The 18,116-nt window shown below is 39.1% G+C and carries 13 protein-coding genes; 7 read left to right on the plus strand and 6 right to left on the minus strand.

What is annotated here, in order from left to right:
• Positions 1 to 86 precede the first annotated feature (86 nt).
• Both gppA and rhlB read right to left on the minus strand, forming a co-directional pair.
• A complete protein-coding gene (gppA, locus tag CWC11_RS19405; RefSeq protein ID WP_138683999.1) occupies positions 87 to 1,580 on the minus strand; it encodes a guanosine-5'-triphosphate,3'-diphosphate diphosphatase in 1,494 nt (497 codons plus the stop codon).
• Between the two features lie 44 nt (positions 1,581 to 1,624).
• Positions 1,625 to 2,902, minus strand: a complete 1,278-nt coding sequence (gene rhlB / locus CWC11_RS19410; protein ID WP_138684000.1) for an ATP-dependent RNA helicase RhlB — start codon at positions 2,900 to 2,902, stop codon at positions 1,625 to 1,627.
• Positions 2,903 to 2,993: 91 nt separating this feature from the next.
• Here rhlB and trxA point away from each other — a divergent pair, with 91 nt between their 5' ends.
• Positions 2,994 to 3,320, plus strand: coding sequence for a thioredoxin TrxA (trxA, locus tag CWC11_RS19415; RefSeq protein WP_002960942.1), 327 nt, complete (start codon positions 2,994 to 2,996; stop codon positions 3,318 to 3,320).
• A gap of 181 nt (positions 3,321 to 3,501) precedes the next feature.
• Positions 3,502 to 4,761, plus strand: a complete 1,260-nt coding sequence (rho, locus tag CWC11_RS19420; RefSeq protein WP_058547681.1) for a transcription termination factor Rho — start codon at positions 3,502 to 3,504, stop codon at positions 4,759 to 4,761.
• 106 nt (positions 4,762 to 4,867) lie between these two features.
• On the opposite strand, the gene CWC11_RS19425 is transcribed toward rho, so the two are convergent.
• Positions 4,868 to 7,684: an ATP-binding protein gene (locus CWC11_RS19425; RefSeq protein WP_138684001.1), complete on the minus strand. Its 2,817-nt coding sequence runs from the start codon at positions 7,682 to 7,684 to the stop codon at positions 4,868 to 4,870.
• A gap of 76 nt (positions 7,685 to 7,760) precedes the next feature.
• Here CWC11_RS19425 and CWC11_RS19430 point away from each other — a divergent pair, with 76 nt between their 5' ends.
• Positions 7,761 to 8,333 (plus strand): DNA-J related domain-containing protein, encoded by a 573-nt coding sequence (locus CWC11_RS19430; protein ID WP_138684002.1) that lies wholly within the window; start codon positions 7,761 to 7,763, stop codon positions 8,331 to 8,333.
• Positions 8,334 to 8,341: 8 nt separating this feature from the next.
• On the opposite strand, the gene dbpA is transcribed toward CWC11_RS19430, so the two are convergent.
• Positions 8,342 to 9,730 (minus strand): ATP-dependent RNA helicase DbpA, encoded by a 1,389-nt coding sequence (dbpA, locus tag CWC11_RS19435; RefSeq protein WP_171038460.1) that lies wholly within the window; start codon positions 9,728 to 9,730, stop codon positions 8,342 to 8,344.
• 197 nt (positions 9,731 to 9,927) lie between these two features.
• Here dbpA and CWC11_RS19440 point away from each other — a divergent pair, with 197 nt between their 5' ends.
• The 3 genes from CWC11_RS19440 (at position 9,928) to CWC11_RS19450 (ending at position 14,576) form a co-directional block, all read left to right on the plus strand.
• The gene (locus tag CWC11_RS19440) at positions 9,928 to 12,006 is read left to right on the plus strand and encodes a TonB-dependent siderophore receptor (RefSeq protein WP_138684003.1); all 2,079 of its coding nucleotides are present in this window, start codon (positions 9,928 to 9,930) and stop codon (positions 12,004 to 12,006) included.
• A gap of 133 nt (positions 12,007 to 12,139) precedes the next feature.
• Entirely contained in the window at positions 12,140 to 13,540 is a 1,401-nt protein-coding gene (locus CWC11_RS19445; protein ID WP_138684004.1) for a M20/M25/M40 family metallo-hydrolase, read from the plus strand.
• A gap of 97 nt (positions 13,541 to 13,637) precedes the next feature.
• Entirely contained in the window at positions 13,638 to 14,576 is a 939-nt protein-coding gene (locus CWC11_RS19450; protein WP_138684005.1) for a tetratricopeptide repeat protein, read from the plus strand.
• 34 nt (positions 14,577 to 14,610) lie between these two features.
• On the opposite strand, the gene CWC11_RS19455 is transcribed toward CWC11_RS19450, so the two are convergent.
• Both CWC11_RS19455 and CWC11_RS19460 read right to left on the minus strand, forming a co-directional pair.
• A complete protein-coding gene (locus CWC11_RS19455) occupies positions 14,611 to 16,572 on the minus strand; it encodes a S9 family peptidase (RefSeq protein ID WP_138684006.1) in 1,962 nt (653 codons plus the stop codon).
• A gap of 112 nt (positions 16,573 to 16,684) precedes the next feature.
• Positions 16,685 to 17,596 carry a DUF808 domain-containing protein gene (locus CWC11_RS19460; RefSeq protein WP_138684007.1) on the minus strand — a complete coding sequence of 304 codons (912 nt, stop codon included), beginning with the start codon at positions 17,594 to 17,596 and terminating at the stop codon, positions 16,685 to 16,687.
• A 133-nt stretch (positions 17,597 to 17,729) separates the two neighbouring features.
• On the opposite strand from CWC11_RS19460, the gene CWC11_RS19465 reads away from it, so the two are divergent.
• Complete coding sequence (locus tag CWC11_RS19465; protein ID WP_138684008.1) at positions 17,730 to 18,020, plus strand: MliC family protein; 291 nt, start codon at positions 17,730 to 17,732, stop codon at positions 18,018 to 18,020.
• Positions 18,021 to 18,116: the final 96 nt, after the last annotated feature.

The raw sequence follows: 18,116 nt of genomic DNA on the forward strand, positions 1-18,116 counted from the left end.
AAAACATGAAATAAATGACTGTTCGCGCAATTTTACATCGAAGTGATTACTTTAAATACTAAAAAGGCCCTTTCGGGCCTTTTATGCTAGTTAACTATGAGTTTCCAACCGAGCTTACTTTGTTGTTTAGACTCTTGTTGTAGCTCACTTGCCATTAATGGGTGATCTTTTAACCAATTACTTTCAAACTTAAGGTCTAAGACTTCATTTTTAGCAATTAACTCAATTTTAGGTAATACGTCGTCTTGGCGACGCATTGATAAAATTACAGCAATACGAAGTAATCGCACTAAATACTGCGCTAGTATGCTGTTAGCCCCTAGCGAATCAAAACACCCTTTTTGGATATCTGATCGATGCGCATTAGCAACTGCTGCAATTACTTTATGTTCGGATTGCGAAAAACCAGGCATATCCGTGTTTTCTAAAATATAAGCCGTGTGTTTATGGTACTGCTTATACTCTATTAGCAATCCAATTTCATGAAGTTCAGCCACTGCTTTTAGTAAAGGCAATCCGTTTAAGCTTTCTATTGGCCAGCTTTGGCTAATTTTACCAGCCAATTGCATTGCAAGACTAGAAACACGGTATGCTTGTTTTTGATCAACATGGTAGCGATCCATAAAGCCATCGACAGTGCGTTTACGAATATCGTTATTATGAAGCTCTGGCACCATACTGTACAAAACTCCTTCTCGAAGTGCTCCGCCTGCAAGTCCCATTTTTTCTATTTCAAGTGATTCAAATAACGCAATTAGAATGGCAAGCCCAGAAACGAACACGAGCCTACGCTCTTCACTCAAACCTGGTAAGTCTAATGCTGCAATAGTGCTAAACGCTATAGATTGCTCTTTAATTGTATATAGCTTTTCAAGTGTGAGTAGATCATCAAGGTTTTGAGCAACCATAATCTCTTGAATAGCTTGCACAGTACCCGAAGCACCAGAAGCAATTTGCCAGCCAGTCGCTTTATATTCAGCGGCAATATCATCTATTACATCTCGCGCCGCTTTAATTGCTGCATTAAAGTTATTATTACTTAGCTTACAGTCTTTAAAATAGCGCTCTAAATAGGTAACACACCCCATATTTAAGCTTTTATAGTGTAGAGCTTCAAAGCCCTTCCCTATAACGACTTCTGTACTTGCACCACCAATATCTATAACCAACTGCTTCCCATTACATGATGATGTATGAGCTACGCCCTTATAAATAGTTCTCGCCTCTAGCTCCCCACTAATAACATTAATAGTGTGGCCTAGTATTTTTTCGGCTTGAGTTTTAAATACATCGGCGTTAATTGCCAAACGTAGTGTAGCGGTTGCCACTATGGTGATGTTTTGCTTTGGAATATCTTGTAGACGCTCAGCAAAAAGAGCAAGGCATTCCCAGCCTCGCTGCATTGCTTCAGTGCTTAATACGTTATCTTTATCAAGCCCTGCTGCTAATCTTACTTTGCGCTTGACGCGGCCTATTGTTTGTAGGCCGCCAGCAATTGATTTGGCAATAAGCATATGAAAGCTGTTTGAGCCCAAATCAATAACTGCATACACATTTTTTTGCGGTATAAGTTGCCCCACCGTTCAAAAACCTCTAGTTACTACTACTTATAGTAACGGTCGAATTACGACCGTCCTTTTTGGTAACTATTATTTGGGCGACGTCCGTTGTTATTACTACGATTACGTGGGCCTGAAGAATAGTTGCGCTTTCTTTGAATAGTAGGCTTTGTTAAATCATCTAGCAATGCTGTTTTATCATAATGTGATAAAGGAATGCTGTGCTCTATATATTCTTCAATTTCGTGCAAGTTATAAGCATATTGCTCACAAGCAAAGCTAATTGCATGGCCAGAAGCACCTGCACGGCCCGTTCGGCCAATTCGGTGAACGTAATCTTCACAATCGTCAGGTAAGTCAAAGTTAAACACATGACTTACTTCAGGAATATGCAAACCACGTGCTGCAACATCAGTTGCTACTAAAAAGTCTAATTCACCTTTAGTGAATTGAGCTAAAATAGACTGACGTTTTTTCTGATTAACATCACCAGTTAGCATACCTACGCGGTGCCCGTCAGCTTTTAGCCACGCATAAACTGTTTCACAGCTGTGCTTTGTATTAGCAAATACAATGGCTTTATCTGGCCATTCTTCCTCAATTAAGGTTAATAACAGCTTAATTTTGTCTTCTTGCGAAGGATGGAATAGCTCTTCTTTAATACGCTTGCCTGTTTTTACGTCTGGTTCAATTTGCACGTGTTCAGGGTTAGTCATATGTTCAAACGCAAGCTCTTGTACACGGTACGAAAGCGTTGCAGAGAATAATAAGTTTAAACGCTGCGATGTATCTGGCATGCGGCGGAACATATAACGAATATCTTTTATAAAGCCTAAATCGAACATACGATCGGCTTCATCTAGCACGACTACCTCAATTTCATTAAGGGTGTAACAGCCTTGCTTATACAGATCGATAAGGCGACCTGTAGTACCAATTAAAATATCAACGCCTTTTTCTAATTGTGCACGTTGTTTTTCGTAATCTTCGCCACCATATACTAAACCTAAGTTAAGATTACAGTGCGGCGCTAAAATTTTTGCATCTTTGTGTATCTGAATCGCAAGCTCCCGAGTTGGGGCCATGATCAGGGCTCTTGGATGTTTACTAGGTGCTTTGCTAGATTGTAATAACCGATGGCACGTAGCTGTTAAAAAAGCTAACGTTTTGCCTGTACCAGTTTGAGCTTGGCCCGCAATATCGCGGCCATCACAAATAAAAGGTAGGCATTTTGCTTGAATAGGTGTGCAATATTCAAACCCATTCTCGGTTAAACCGGCAACCACTTCCGGTGCGATAGCAAAGTCTGAAAACTTTTTATCGGTTAAATGTGTCTTAGTCATAGCGTTTAAGCATAACGTTTAAACTTGCAATAAGAAACAAGAGTGTTTAAATACGCACTAAATATTTCGCCTAACTAAATCGGAGAGCGCAATGAGCGAGAAAATAATCCAAATTACTGACGATAGCTTTGAAGCTGACGTATTACAATCAGACAAACCAGTACTAGTAGATTTCTGGGCTGAATGGTGTGGACCTTGTAAAATGATCGCCCCTATTCTTCATGAAGTTGCTGATGAATACGACAGCCGTGTGACTGTTGCTAAACTAAATATTGACCAAAATGCTGGTACACCACCAAAATTTGGTATTCGTGGTATCCCAACATTGCTTCTTTTTAAAGATGGCCAAGTTGCTGCAACGAAGGTTGGTGCACTTTCTAAAACTCAACTAATTGAGTTTTTAGAAAACAATATCTAGGTTAAAACCATAAAAAAGGGCTTTTTGCCCTTTTTTTGTGTTTATTTTGTATAAAGACTGGACGCTATGCCAGTGAACTGCTAGTTTATAAAGCCAACTAATCCTTAGTTATATTCAACAAACCTCACTCAACTATCAAAGCGATTTTGAGTATGACAATTGTAATAAAGAACCCACCAATATGCATTTACGCGAATTAAAAGACAAGTCTATAAAAGAACTTGTAAACTTAGCTGAGTCCATGGGGCTCGAAAACGTAGCCCGCTTAAGAAAGCAAGATATTATTTTTGCCATTCTTAAAGCCCACGCCAAAGGCGGAGAGAATATCTTCGGCGGCGGTGTATTAGAGATTTTACAAGATGGCTTTGGCTTTTTGAGATCATCAGAAGCCTCTTACTTAGCTGGCCCAGATGACATTTATGTTTCACCTAGCCAAATTCGCCGTTTCAGCATGCGTACTGGCGATTCTATCTCAGGCCTTATCCGCCCACCTAAAGATGGCGAACGTTACTTTGCTTTACTTAAAGTAAACGAAGTTAACTTTGATAAACCTGAAAACTCTCGCACAAAAATTCTTTTTGAAAACCTTACCCCACTACACGCAAACGAACGTTTTCGTATGGAACGTGGTAACGGCAGTAAAGAAGATATTACCGCCCGTGTACTTGATTTAGCATCTCCAATTGGCCGCGGCCAACGTGGTCTGTTAGTAGCACCGCCTAAAGCGGGTAAAACAATGCTACTGCAAAATATTGCGCAATCAATCACTCATAATCACCCTGATGTTACATTAATGGTTTTACTTATTGATGAACGTCCGGAAGAAGTTACAGAGATGCAACGCCTAGTTAAAGGTGAAGTAATTGCATCAACATTTGATGAACCTGCTTCTCGCCACGTGCAAGTTGCCGAAATGGTTATCGAAAAAGCAAAACGTTTAGTTGAGCACAAAAAAGATGTCGTTATCTTATTGGATTCAATTACCCGTTTAGCGCGTGCTTATAACACGGTTATTCCTTCATCAGGTAAAGTACTTACCGGTGGTGTTGATGCTAATGCACTTCACAAGCCTAAGCGCTTCTTTGGTGCTGCACGTAACGTTGAGGAAGGTGGTAGTTTAACGATTATCGCAACAGCGCTTATCGATACTGGCTCTAAAATGGATGAAGTTATCTACGAAGAGTTTAAAGGTACAGGTAACATGGAACTACACTTAAATCGTAAGATTGCTGAAAAACGTGTATTCCCTGCTATCGACTTTAACCGCTCAGGTACTCGTCGTGAAGAATTACTGACTAAACCAGATGAGCTACAAAAGCTTTGGATTTTACGTAAGATTGTTCATGAAATGTCAGAGATTGATGCGATGGAGTTTTTAATCGATAAACTATCGATGAGTAAAACCAACGATGAATTCTTTGATTCGATGAGACGCCAATAAGTGCGTTTTAGTTGAATAAAAAAAGCGCCTAGGGCGCTTTTTTTATGTGTAAATTATACCGCTTATATTTACCACCAAGCTTATTTAATACCAATCAGCAAAGCATTTAACTTTCGTTATATTTTTTAAGCACACTTTGTAGTGCATCAACCAGTATTTTAAAGTCGTTCGCGGTGTTGCTTTTCACTTTATTTAATAATGCTCTATCTAGATCTTTAGCCGCTTGGGCAATTTCATCTAAGCCAAACATTTGTGCAGCCCCTAAAATACGGTGGCTGTCTTTTTGTAATGCCTCTAAGTCTTCACTAATAAAGTGCTGAGTAATTGTTTCGCTCTCTAAAGCAAAGCTTTGTTTAAAGCTAATAACCAAATCACTCATATCAACTTCACTGTGTTTAAGTGAAGGTTGATTATTACTGTCTAAATGTGCACTTAGCGCTTTATAGAATAAGTCTTTATCAATAGGCTTACCTAAGTAACCAGTAAAACCTAGTGCTAGGTACTCATCTACTTCGTGGCTCATCGCATTAGCGGTTAATGCAAATATAGGCTGCTCAAAACCGCAATTTTTAAGGAGCTGAAAAGCAGCTCGCCCATCCATTACTGGCATTTGAATATCTAACAATACTAAGTCAGGGTACTCTTGTAGGCACTGCTCTACTGCTTGCTCACCATTTTCAACCGCAATCACCTCCAGCCCTAAAGAGCGTAGGTAACGACTTATAAGTCGTCTATTATCAGGATGATCCTCAGCCAGGACAATGCGACCAGATAATTGTTTTTTAACTTTAGCAGATGTGTTTGTTTCGACCATGCTTTGTGATTTATCAACTTCGGCGCACGGTAAAAAGAACGAGAACTGGCTCCCTTTTTTGTATTCGCTTTGCACACTTATATAGCCGCCCATCATTGACGCAAGTTGTTGCGATAAGCTCAAACCTAAGCCCGTGCCACCAAACCGGCGGCTAATGCTGTTATCGGCTTGACTAAAGCATTCAAAAATAAGTTTTAACTGCTTTGAACTCATACCAATACCAGTATCTTTTATAATTATAACCAGCCCTTGCTCTGTTTTATTTAAGGCGATGATAATTTGCCCAGAGTGAGTAAACTTAATAGCGTTAGCACATAAATTTATAAGAATTTGCTTAACACGAATAAGATCAAGCTTAGTGTAAAACTCATTACCCACTTGGTTATCTAAAATAAGCTGTAAGTTTTTAGCTTTAGCCTGAGTGTAAAACATAGCGTGTACATCGTTTACAAGCTCGACAATATCAAAACACGAAATATTTAACTCTAAACGGTTGGCTTCTATTTTACTTAAATCAAGTACATCGTTAATTAGGCTTTTTAAATGATCGCTATGACGCTGGATTACCCTAAGCTCATCTTTAAGTGATTCTGGCTCGTACAACTCATTAATTAAGGCATCGGTTTGCCCTAAAATAGCAGTTAAAGGAGTACGGATTTCGTGGCTAATATTAGCTAAAAACTGGCTTTTAACATCATTAGCTTCTCTCAGCTCTTGCGCCGTGGCTTGTAGCTCAGCAGTACGCTGTGCTACTTGCTCCGTTAAGTGTTGCTTAGCTCGTTTTTCAGCCCCGCGTCGTGAAAGAGCAATACCTGTAACAACAGCTAAAAATAATACTAAAAATATAAATAAAGTAAGTTGAGAACGCTGCGACATTTTAAGCTCTTGCACTTTACGATCTTGCTTGAGCTTTTCTATTTCTTGATTTAATTGAGTCGCTTTAAACTGATGCTGTAAAACGGCTAGCGCATTAATAATAGAGGTGCTTCTGAGCTTGCGCTGTTCACTAATATATTTTTGCTGCTGAGCCATTGCGCTTGAATAATCACCTTTACTCGCATCTAGCAAAGCTTTTGTGCCATAGCTGTCTCTAATAATTCGATCACTGCCATATTCTTGAGCGAGTAAAATAGCTCTTTCTAAGCTTACCTGCGCTTGCTCTAAATCCCCTTTTACAAATTGTATTTTGGCTAGTGCATGTAGCGCATTCAATTCTAAATTATGGTTATCTATTTTAAGCGCATAGAATTCACCTAGCTTAGCTTGCTCGTATGCCTCATCTACTTTTTCTAAAATTAGATTAGCATTTGCTAAATTAGTGTATTGTGTAGACAACTTATTGTAATCATTGGCTGAAATATAATAACTCAACGCTAATTGATAGTAATGAAGCGCTAAGTCAAATTGATTACTCTCTCTATAAGCAACACCCATATTATTATAAACTTGCGCTATTCCACTTTTATCACCAAGGCGCTGATAAACTTTAAGCACTTCTTGATACAAACTAAACGCACTGTCATAACGAGATAAACGTATATAAACACCCGCTATATTTAGCAAAATATCCGTTTGGTCTTGCTCGCTGCCATGCTCTTCATAAATTGCTTTGGCTTTTAAGTAAAACTCTAGTGTTTCACCTAGTTTATTCATATTAAAATAAGCTAAACCAATGTTATTAAATAAGTTAGCTTGCTCTAATAGTTGTTCGTTTTTTTCAGCTAAGGCGAGAGTGCGAATATATTCAATAATCGCTTTTTGAAATAATCCTTGATAAAAAAGCACAACGCCTTGCATTTTAATGGCGCGAAAGTGCTCTTCAGGAAAAAAAGTATCTGACGTGTACTGCTCAAGTAATTTAAAGTAACGTAAAGAGTCTTTAAAATTGTCGATCGATAACGCAGTATTACCTAACGCAGAGTAAACAGCTACATGCTCTTTTTTAGATAGGCTTTGATCAGCAAGTAAGGTATTAGCCAGTTGTAATTTTGGCTCCCACTGCTCTTCGCTTTTGAATTGTTCAAATAGTGAGTCGGCATTTTGGGCATAGCTAGAAGCCATTAGTACACAGCATATAGTAAATAAGAGGCACTTAAACTTGCCCAGCATAATTTTAATCCTTCAAACCGTTACTTATATCAGCGTAATCTTTATTGAAGATACACCAACTACTAGGCCCTAAACAATGCTTAACCCACTGATTGATGAGATTTTTGAGCTATTATTAACAAAGCAAGTTTGGCGAGTTCATACTTTAGCCGCGCAGTTGTCTCACCAAGGAGCTATAACAACGCTTGATCAAAACCCAGAGCGCGATTTGTTTAAACGTAATTTTTTAATTATGAATGCATTGTACCAACTGCAGGCACAATTAAAGCCACAAAATTTAATTATTTCAACGTTGCATATCGAGCTATTAGAAAAAGAGACTAAGCACTTACTCGTAACTAGCAATAATTTACGAGATTACTATTTAGATTGGGATAATTACGATACGAGTGAGCAGCAAGTAGAAGAGTTATTAAATAGTTTTTGGCGTAGTTTTAAAGCAACACCTAAGCAGCATGCATTAACAAATCAAAAATACAACGAGCTGATTTTAAAATGGAATTTACCTGAGGATTTTACACTTAAAGCCTTACAAAAGCGCTGGCGACAACTTGCGCTGCAAAACCACCCCGACAAACTAAATGGCTGTACGGAAAAGTTTAAAAAAATAAAGTTGCAATACGAGCAGCTTAAAACAGCTGCTCGTTAATACACTAATTAACGCGTAAGGCGACGAGCGCGAATTTTACGGCCCTTAATGTTACCTTCGGTCAGCTTACGTAACGCAGGCTTAGACGAATTGCGCTCTACGGCAACAAATGCAACGTTATCAAGCACATTAATTTTACCTACTTGGCGACCTGCAATACCATCTTTACCCGTTAAGGCACCTAAAATATCACCAGCGCGCACTTTTTGTTTTTTTCCTGAATCAATCATTAGCGTAACCATTTCAGGGCGGTAAGGTGGTTTATCTAATAAATTAAACGGTGGCATTTGTTCAGGCGTGATATCACGTTCGTAATGATCGCCAATTTGCGCAATTTTAAACACTTCAGCTTCACCATAAATAGAGCATGCTATGCCCTTTTTACCGGCGCGGCCAGTGCGCCCTACTCGGTGTACATGTGTTTGCGTGTCATGTGCTAAATGGTAGTTAATTACCATATCCATATCATCAATATCTAAACCACGGGCGGCTACATCTGTTGCCACTAATATAGACGCACTTTTATTAGCAAAATGGATAAGTGTACGCTCACGATCGCGCTGCTCTAAATCACCATGAAGCGCTACAGCACTAAAGCCTTCATCGGCTAAATCATCACATACTTGCTGAGTTTCTACCTTGGTATTACAAAACACAACACAGCTTTGTGGCGTAAATTTTAGTAACAATAATTTAAGTGTTGGGTAACGCTGCTTATTGTTATCCATTTTGTAGAAGTATTGTTTAATTGTGCTTTTTTCTTGCTCTTCTTCAACTTTAATCATTTCTGGATTTTTTAGTACACGCTTAGCAATTGCTTCTATTGCACGCGGGAACGTAGCGCTAAATAGTAAGGTTTGGCGATTTTGCGGAATACGTTCAATAATGGCATCAAGGGTATCTTGAAAACCCATGTCTAACATTTGATCGGCTTCATCAAGTACTAGCGTTTCAACATCATCTAAACGTAATGTGCCTTTTCTAATGTGGTCATCAACACGCCCTGGCGTACCAACAATAATGTGCGCGCCATGTTCAAGCGAGCCAATTTGTGGACCAATTGATACACCACCACATAGCGTTAATATTTTAATGTTATGAATACCGCGCGCTAATTTACGCATCTCAACTGCAACTTGCTCAGCAAGCTCTCGGGTTGGACACAAAACTAACGACTGAATACGAAAACGTTTAACGTTTAATTTAGCCAATACACCCAAGCTAAACGCAGCAGTTTTACCTGAACCGGTTTTTGCCTGAGCAATGATGTCTTTACCTTCAAGTACAGGAGGCAAACTTTGCGCCTGTACAGGTGTCATGTGGGCGTAGCCAAGAGTTGATAAGTTATCAACAAGTCCAGCTGGTAAAGCCAAAGATGAAAAAGCAGTTGAAGTCACAGTAAATTCCATAGCAATAAAAATAACGCGGGAGAAAGTCCCACTAAATATGCCGCTAATAATAGCAGAATTCATAATTGGCAACCATTAACAAACACATTATAAAGATTATGTTAATTAAAAGTGTTGAAAATGATAGTAGTTTTCATTAAGATTGCGACTGTTTTTTACATAATACACTGCGCTGGAAGCAAACAATGAAACTGAAGTCTTTATACATAGCATTATTAGCGGGCATAACAACAAATACATATGCCAACTCTACCGACCTTGAACGTATAGAAGTTAAAGGTAGCTACTTCAACGACTACAAAGTCGATAACGCTAATGGTGCTATGAGAACATCAGCTTCATTATTAGAAACAGCCCAATCAGTAACTGTTATTAGCGATACAATAATTAGCGAGCAATTAGCAACCACTCTTGGCGAAGTGCTTACCAACGATGCAAGCTTAACGGCAGGATCACAGCAACGTAACCGCGAAGTATTTAACCTTCGTGGTTTTGAGTTAAGCTCAGGTACCGGCTATCTACGTGATGGACACCAGCATTGGTCGCACTATCAACAACCAATCGAAATCCTTCAACAAGTTGAAGTTATTAAAGGTCCTTCAAGCATTTTATATGGTCAATCAGGTCCTGGTGGCTTGGTGAATATGGTAACAAAAAAACCAACGGCGAAAACGTTACTAAACGCCTCAGCTGATGTTGACCAGCATGGTTCAACTCGCTTTATGGTTGATGCTGGCGGCGCACTAACAGAAGCTGAAGATTTACGTGCACGCGGCATATTAGTAAAGCAAGACGTTGACTACTGGCGTGAATATCAAAATGGTGAAAACCGTGAGCGAGACCGCTTTTTAGGTGCTGTAGTCGTCGATTATGATATTAGCGATAATGCACTTGTACGTGTTCATTACGACCGTACAGATGACAAAGCAGGCCTAGATACGGGTGCATGGATTGATGATAACGCCAATGTTATTGGTGACGATAAAACTATTCGTGATATGTCTTGGGCATTTACTGATATCACTGTAGAAAACGTAGGTATCGATTTTAACGTATTCTTATCTGACAATTGGAAAGTAAACCTAGGTTATAATGAGCAGACTTTTGAGCGCCAACGCTTTGAGTCATCTCCTAGTCGAAACTCTTACGACACTCAAACAAACACATACACTTCGAACCCATACGATCGTTTTGATGATTGGCAATTCACCACTGCATTTATTGATTTTATTGGTGAATTTGAAACGGCTGGCATACAACATCAATTTCTAATTGGTGCTAACTCGCTTGACTACTATTATGGTCAACTACGCACATCTGCTGATTCATTTAGTTTTACAGCAGGCCAAAATGAACCTGCCCGCCCAGATGTCAGCTATAAAACTGATCTCACTAAAAGCGAAACTGAATATGACTACTACGGTGTATACGCCCAAGATTTAATTACTTTTTCACCACAATGGCAAGTGTCTGTTGGCGGTCGCTTTGATAAGCAAACACGTGAAGGACAAAATAACGAGTCGTTTTTGCCTAAGTTCGGCGTACTTTATCACCCGAATGCATCTGCCACTATTTATGCCAGTTATACAGAAGGTTTTGAGCCTCAAAACGAAACCATTACTGACGAAGAAGATATCAACTTTGGTATGAGAATAGATGCTGTCACCTCTGAACAAAGAGAGCTTGGTATTAAATGGCAGCTATTTGATGAGCGTTTAATGCTTAGCGGTGCTATTTTCGATATAAGTAAAAATGGAACCTTAGTTACAGAACAACTTGAAACACCTATCGGTTCAATTACCTCTGAAACAAACCAAGTTGGTGAACAGCGTCATAAAGGTTTTGAAATGGCAGCACAAGGTGCAGCAACTGACCGCTTATTTGTTATGGCATCAACTATGTATTTAGATGCTAACTATGAAAGAGCGAACGAAAACCTTCAAGGTAAACGCCCTGTAGATGCCCCTAAATGGTCAGCATCTCTGTGGACTCGTTATGAGTTAAATGATGCAATTGCTTTTAATGCGGGTGCCTTTTATGAAGGTGAACGTTTTGCTGATAGCGACAACTCTATTACCAAAGATGCCTATACACGTGTAGATGTGGGTGCAACTTATAAATTTATTATGAGTAATACCGATATAAATCTTCGCCTTAACGTTGAAAACCTATTTGATACTGATTACTTAGGTGGCGGCGGCAATGGTAATGTAACTATTGGCGAAGGTACTAACTTACGCCTAGCGGCACAATTTAATTTTTAAGATTAAAATACGTTAAAAAAGCCCGCACTTTGTAAAAAAGTGCGGGCTTTTTGTATTTTGTCTCATTGTATTTTTTAGCCAAGGTATTTAATGGTTTAATAGCTATTAAGTTTCTTACAAGCCAAGGTTAACAATGAAGAAAATAATTACAACAATACTGCTCGCCAGCAGTTTTTTAGCCAATGCCGCTGAGCCCGAATTTAGCACTGAGCAATTAAAACAAGTGACGCAGCTTCGAACAACCGCTCTTAATAGCAGTTTGAGCTATGAACTGCTTGAGTCTTTGACTACTGAAGTTGGCCCGCGCTTACCCGGTACATACAACGATAAAAAAGCAGTCGCATGGGCCAAAGCAAAATTTAACGAACTTGGTTTTGATAAAGTATGGCTTGAAGAAGCAACCTTTCCTGAATGGCGCCGATATAGCGAAAGCGGAAAAATACTCACTCCAAGCGAGCAACCGCTTCATCTAACAGCACTTGGTAACAGTATTAGCACACCAAAAGAGGGAATTACTGCACCCATTGTTTTGTTTGAAACACTTGACGAACTAATCGCCGCACCGGCTAATAGCTTAAAAGGTAAAATTGCCTACATTAATTACCGAATGAATCGCGATATAGACGGTAATGGTTACGGCCCTGCGGTAAAAGCACGCGCAACGGGCGCTATAGAGGCATCTAAAAAAGGCGCTGTTGCTTACATGATGCGCTCAGTAAGCACAGGCCATCATCGTTTTGCACATACTGGCGGTAGTTACTATAAAGAAGGCGTTAAAAAAATACCTAACGTGACGATTGCCAACCCTGATGCGGATCAAATTGCCCGCTTAGTAGCCTTAGGCAAAGACGTATCAGTAAACATTAACGTTCAAACCGAAAACTTAGGCGAAGGCACAGGCTATAACGTAATAGGCCAATTTAACGGCACCGAAAACCCAGAACAGTATGTATTAATTGGCGGACATTTAGACTCATGGGATTTAGGCACCGGCGCACTAGATGATGGTGCAGGCGTTGCCCTTACTATGGCGGCAGCTAAACATATAAGCGATGTAAAACGCACTAAGCGCAGTATTCGCGTTGTGCTTTTTGCAGCAGAAGAGCTTGGCCTTTGGGGCGCAAAAGCTTATTTTGCACAACATAAAAACGATCTACATAATATAGTTGCAGCTGCTGAGTCTGATTTTGGCGCTGACGTAGTATACGGGTTTGAATCGAATGTAGATGCGGCATCACTCCCTGTTGTACGTGCTATAGCAAAAGAGCTTGCGCCACTAAATGTTGAATACATTGGTAAAAACCAAGCCAATGGTGGACCCGACTTAATCCCATTTAAAAATGCAGTCTCGGCACCTATATTTGAGTTAGCTCAAGATGGCACTGATTACTTTGATTACCACCACACAGCAGATGACACGCTTGATAAAGTAACACCTGCTAAATTACGCCAAAATACTGCTACTTATGCTGTATTTGCGTTAATGGCAGCAGATGCAAAAACAACAATAAAACCCAAAACGCAAGATAAGTAATCCCTGACATACTTACTTACAGTTTGTTGCTTTGATTAATACACTCCTTGCTTTACCTTAAAGAACATTAATAAGGTAAAATAAGGAGTGTGTTTGTATGCTGCTTTTCAATACGAGTCAATCGTTTCCCCACTTTGCACAAACACAGTGCTGCCCTAGCTGTAATAGCGATGCATATCACTTGGTAAATCAAAGCCGTTTTTTACGCTTTACTATTATTCCTGTACTACCTTTAAAACTAAGCTATAAACGCGAATGTTATCAATGCGGCCATAGTGAGCCAATACAGCTAAAACAACTGCCTTTAATAGAAAAACTCAGCATACCAAAATACTTTATTGGTATTTTTTTATCGCTTTGGATAGCTTGTTTTTTTTATCAGCAGTATTTAGATACACAAACGCAAAAACTAGGGTATTTAAATAACCCAAAAGCCTACGACACTTACTTGGTTCACGCCGACAAATTCACTCATGAACCATGGACTCTAACCAATTTAAAAGTTGCTCAAGTTTTAAGTTTTGACGAGCAATTTATTACTTTTCAGGTAAGTAACTACAGCTATAAACGTAATAATGGCATTACTACAGCAATGCGTACCAGCCTATTAGTACAAAGAGATTACTTTTCAACTGACAAAATTACCTTGCCTCGTAGCGAAGTAAAGAGGCTCTATAACGAAGATGTGATTTACGACGTAATGCGCCCATTTGCAAATAGTTTATATGGTGGATTTGTAATGTTTCCGCCTAAACCAAAACCCCTATATAAAGGTTTAAAGCTCGACAAAAATAACCAACAAGGCATTACGTATTTTAAAAACGGGCAGTATAAAGAGGCACTTGAAAGCTTTACGTTAGCCGCAAATACAGGCTCGCAATGGGGGCAGTTAAACCTTGCACAAATGTACCGAGATGGACAAGGCGTAACTAAAAATGTGCAAACAGCAAAACACTGGTACGAGCAAGCAATAGCACAAGGTAATAGCAAAGCTAAGTATGAGCTAGAACAGCTTTGTGAAATGGTAAAATGCTAAAAATACAGCCAGCCAATAGCTGGCTGTAAAAACTTTAAAATTTCATATGTTTTTCTAAAAAACTAACCAATTTATTATAATACTTCAATTGATGTTCAGGCTTGTAAAAACCATGCCCTTCATCTTCTAACAACTCCAACTCATAAGGGTGATTTGCTTTTTTTAAGGCTGCGATTAATGATTCTGCTTGCTCAATAGGAGCTCGCTTGTCTTCACCACCGTGCACTATAAGTACTGCGGCTTTAAGCTTATCTATATTATAACTAGGCGAATAGCTTTTAAGTTGTACTTCGTTACTACCGATCACATTTTTTAAGTAACGTTGACCGCTATTGCGCTCAGAAATATCACCCTCTTCAAACATTAGTGGTAAATCATAAATTCCAACAACGCCTACCGCACATTTAAACATATCAGGCTCTAAAATAGCGCTTTGTAAAGCGGAGTAACCTCCAAAACTTGCTCCCACAATACAAATATTATTTTTGTCCGCGATCCCTTTTGCGATTAAATGTTTAACGCCATCTATAATATCGAACTGTATTTCAGCTCCCCACTTTTTGTGTCCAGCATGCTCAAAGTTACGTCCGAACCCACCCGACCCCCTAAAGTTAACTTTAAGTACAGCAATACCGCGACTTGCAAGTAATTGCGAGTCAGGATCAAACCCCCACCAATCTCTAGGTCCATGAGGCCCTCCATGAGGCATTACAACCAAAGGTAAGTTTTTCTCGTCTGTATCATTAGGTATGGTTAAATATCCGTATATTGTTAAGCCATCTCGAGTTTTATAATGGATAGGTTTCGTAATTGCCATTTCTTCAGGCTTCAACCAACCTCTTGAGGCAAACAAGTATTTAAGCTCATTTTTATATGCATCATATAAGTAATAACGTCCAGGATTAGTATCGCTGGAGGCATATATAATATTTGCATTGCCGTCTGCTGTGCTACTAATTAGCTGAACTTGATCACCTTTCAACGCCTCAATTAAAGCCTTTAAACGCTCACTTTTTTTAGAACCTGTATCAATAAATGAATAATTCGGGTATTGCAGTTCTGTCTCTATAGCAAAAAGCTCTTTTGATGCTTCATCAACCCAAACCCGCTTTGGAGAAACAAACTCATCTTGAAATATTAACTTAACTTCTTTTTTCGCTATATTTAATTTATACAACCCTTCGGCTTCGCCTGATTTAGAAGCGGTCATATAAATATTATTACCGTGCTTATCAAATGCTTTTAAACTAATATCCGAATAATTCTCGTTGCCTAAAGAAAGTTCTTCCCAATCATCACCGGACTTATTTTTAATGTGTATTTCGGCGTTAATATAATTATCAGTAGATACAGCAACGCGAACATTACCCTCATGATCAGTTAGAAACTGCGCCATACGCGAAGGTGATAAAGTTACCCTTTTTCTTTTTCCCGTATAAACATCTACTTCATAAACCACTGTATGCGGCTCATTGCTAGAAGTCCAAGGAATGGTCATCACCAGCATTTTTCGTTTATTTTTAATTAAGGGATCGAGTATGAAAGAAGTCCCGTAAAGAGGTGTTTGTTTTTTTATTCTGCTTCCTATCTGTTGCTCACCTAAGTAGCCAATCAAGTATTTACTTTTTTTGCCATCGACGTTTACACCATAAATTTCACCATAATATTCAGGGTGATCTTTCCAGCCTCTCAAGTACTCTTTGGCAATAGCGACTCTTTCATTATTAACCCAGTGGTAATCGCCTACCTGGGCATCTCCTCTGAATGATACAGCATGAAGTGTCTTAAATGTTTGAGCATCAAGTATCACTAAAACATTTTTACCTTTTACTTTATTAACTACAGCCAAATACTCACCACTTGGTGAAATAGTAACTTGGCTGTACTCGGTGTCTTTACTAAAACTCTCTATAGGTATTCGGGCACTACTTGCCTGAGTATAAGAGCTAAAAAGACTAAGCAATAAAAGTGAAAATATAACCAAGGGTTTGCTCATTTAAATTTCTTTTATTTATTATCAATGACTTTTAGCTTACATAGCTTTAACGTTAATAAAAATCATCTTTTTTATATTTTATGTAAACAAGCGTAAACTTAAGCCCTATAATCTAATGCCTACTTTTAGTAATCTTACTCCATATAAGGTGGAGTACAACAACACATAAACCAGCCATCACACCTAGCAAGCCATCAAAAATAAGGGGAGCTAGAACCTCTCCTATACCATTAAATAATGATTTACCAATGCTAGTGACCTCAAGCTGCCAATGATGAAGCAACTCAATACCGTGAGATAAAATCCCTCCGCCCACTAAAAACATAGCAACCGTGCCAGCAAAGGCTAAAAATTGCATTAGGCGAGGCGCTGCAGCAAGTAACCCTTTCCCTAATAACTCTTTAAATTTATTAGCCGATACCTTTGACTGATTTAATAAATAAAGGCCGGCATCATCGAGCTTTACAATACCTGCAACTAACCCATATACGCCTATGGTCATAACAATTGCGATTACACTAAGCACAAGCGCCTGGTTTACTAAAGTTGCTCCAGCGACAGTGCCTAAAGTAATAACTATAATTTCGGCTGAGAGAATAAAGTCGGTGCGTATTGCTCCCTTTACTTTTTGTTTTTCGTACTCAACTAAATCGAGCTTTTCATCTTCATCTGTTACCTCTTCATGATGAGGTAAAAACTTAGCAAATACTTTTTCAGCCCCTTCAAAACATAAAAACAATCCACCAATCATTAAAAGTGGTGTTATTAGCCAAGGCAGCCACACGCTAATTAATAGTGCCGCGGGTACTAAAATAGCTTTATTTAAAAATGAGCCTTTAGCTACTGCCCACACAACGGGCAACTCTCGCTCGGCGGCTACGCCCGTTACTTGCTGCGCATTAAGTGCGAGGTCATCACCTAAAACACCCGCTGTTTTTTTTGTGGCAACTTTGCTCATTGTGGCAATGTCGTCAAGTAGCGTAGTTATATCGTCGAGTAAAGTTAAAAGGTTAGTACCTGCCATGTTGCTTCCTAGCTAAAAAATAATGCTATCAACATAGCTTAATCCGGTATTTTCACCAACGGTTAATTTTGCTTTGTTATGCTGATTAAAAGTAGCAACATTTGCTCACACCAAACTTAGTTAGGGGATATTAATGAAAGCTCTCGGGGTTATTTTTATAGGTATGTTTTTTTTATCTGCCTGTGACAACGAGTCTACGAGTACCCGCTATTTATGTAATAACCACGCTGTAGAGCTAACAACTAAAAATGAGGCTGCAACTCTTACCTTAAATGAGCAGTCCTATTCGTTAACAAAAGAGCCCAGCGCTTCTGGAGTAAAGTATATTAGTGAACGCGTGTTGTTTTGGTCAAAGGCGAATGAAGCCATGTTATTTGTATCAGGCAATAAATACCGCTGCAAACTAACAAACGCTAACTTGTAATAGCGTGATACTGCCTATAAAAGTCTTATTGTACTAGGGCGTGTTGATCTTTGCGGATTGAAATTTGTTCAATCTAGGGGCGATTAAATCGCGGCG

It is taken from the genome of Pseudoalteromonas sp. S3178 (genome assembly GCF_005886985.1).
In the GTDB taxonomy this organism is placed as follows: Bacteria; Pseudomonadota; Gammaproteobacteria; order Enterobacterales; family Alteromonadaceae; genus Pseudoalteromonas; species Pseudoalteromonas carrageenovora.

Coding starts and splice junctions, on each gene's coding strand:
- CWC11_RS19445 (WP_138684004.1), top strand. CDS start 12,140: ATGAAGAAAATAATTACAACAATACTGCTCGCCAGCAGTTTTTTAGCC.
- CWC11_RS19465 (WP_138684008.1), top strand. CDS start 17,730: ATGAAAGCTCTCGGGGTTATTTTTATAGGTATGTTTTTTTTATCTGCC.
- CWC11_RS19425 (WP_138684001.1), bottom strand. CDS start 7,684: ATGCTGGGCAAGTTTAAGTGCCTCTTATTTACTATATGCTGTGTACTA.
- CWC11_RS19440 (WP_138684003.1), top strand. CDS start 9,928: ATGAAACTGAAGTCTTTATACATAGCATTATTAGCGGGCATAACAACA.
- trxA (WP_002960942.1), top strand. CDS start 2,994: ATGAGCGAGAAAATAATCCAAATTACTGACGATAGCTTTGAAGCTGAC.
- CWC11_RS19430 (WP_138684002.1), top strand. CDS start 7,761: ATGCTTAACCCACTGATTGATGAGATTTTTGAGCTATTATTAACAAAG.
- CWC11_RS19455 (WP_138684006.1), bottom strand. CDS start 16,572: ATGAGCAAACCCTTGGTTATATTTTCACTTTTATTGCTTAGTCTTTTT.
- rho (WP_058547681.1), top strand. CDS start 3,502: ATGCATTTACGCGAATTAAAAGACAAGTCTATAAAAGAACTTGTAAAC.
- CWC11_RS19450 (WP_138684005.1), top strand. CDS start 13,638: ATGCTGCTTTTCAATACGAGTCAATCGTTTCCCCACTTTGCACAAACA.
- rhlB (WP_138684000.1), bottom strand. CDS start 2,902: ATGACTAAGACACATTTAACCGATAAAAAGTTTTCAGACTTTGCTATC.
- CWC11_RS19460 (WP_138684007.1), bottom strand. CDS start 17,596: ATGGCAGGTACTAACCTTTTAACTTTACTCGACGATATAACTACGCTA.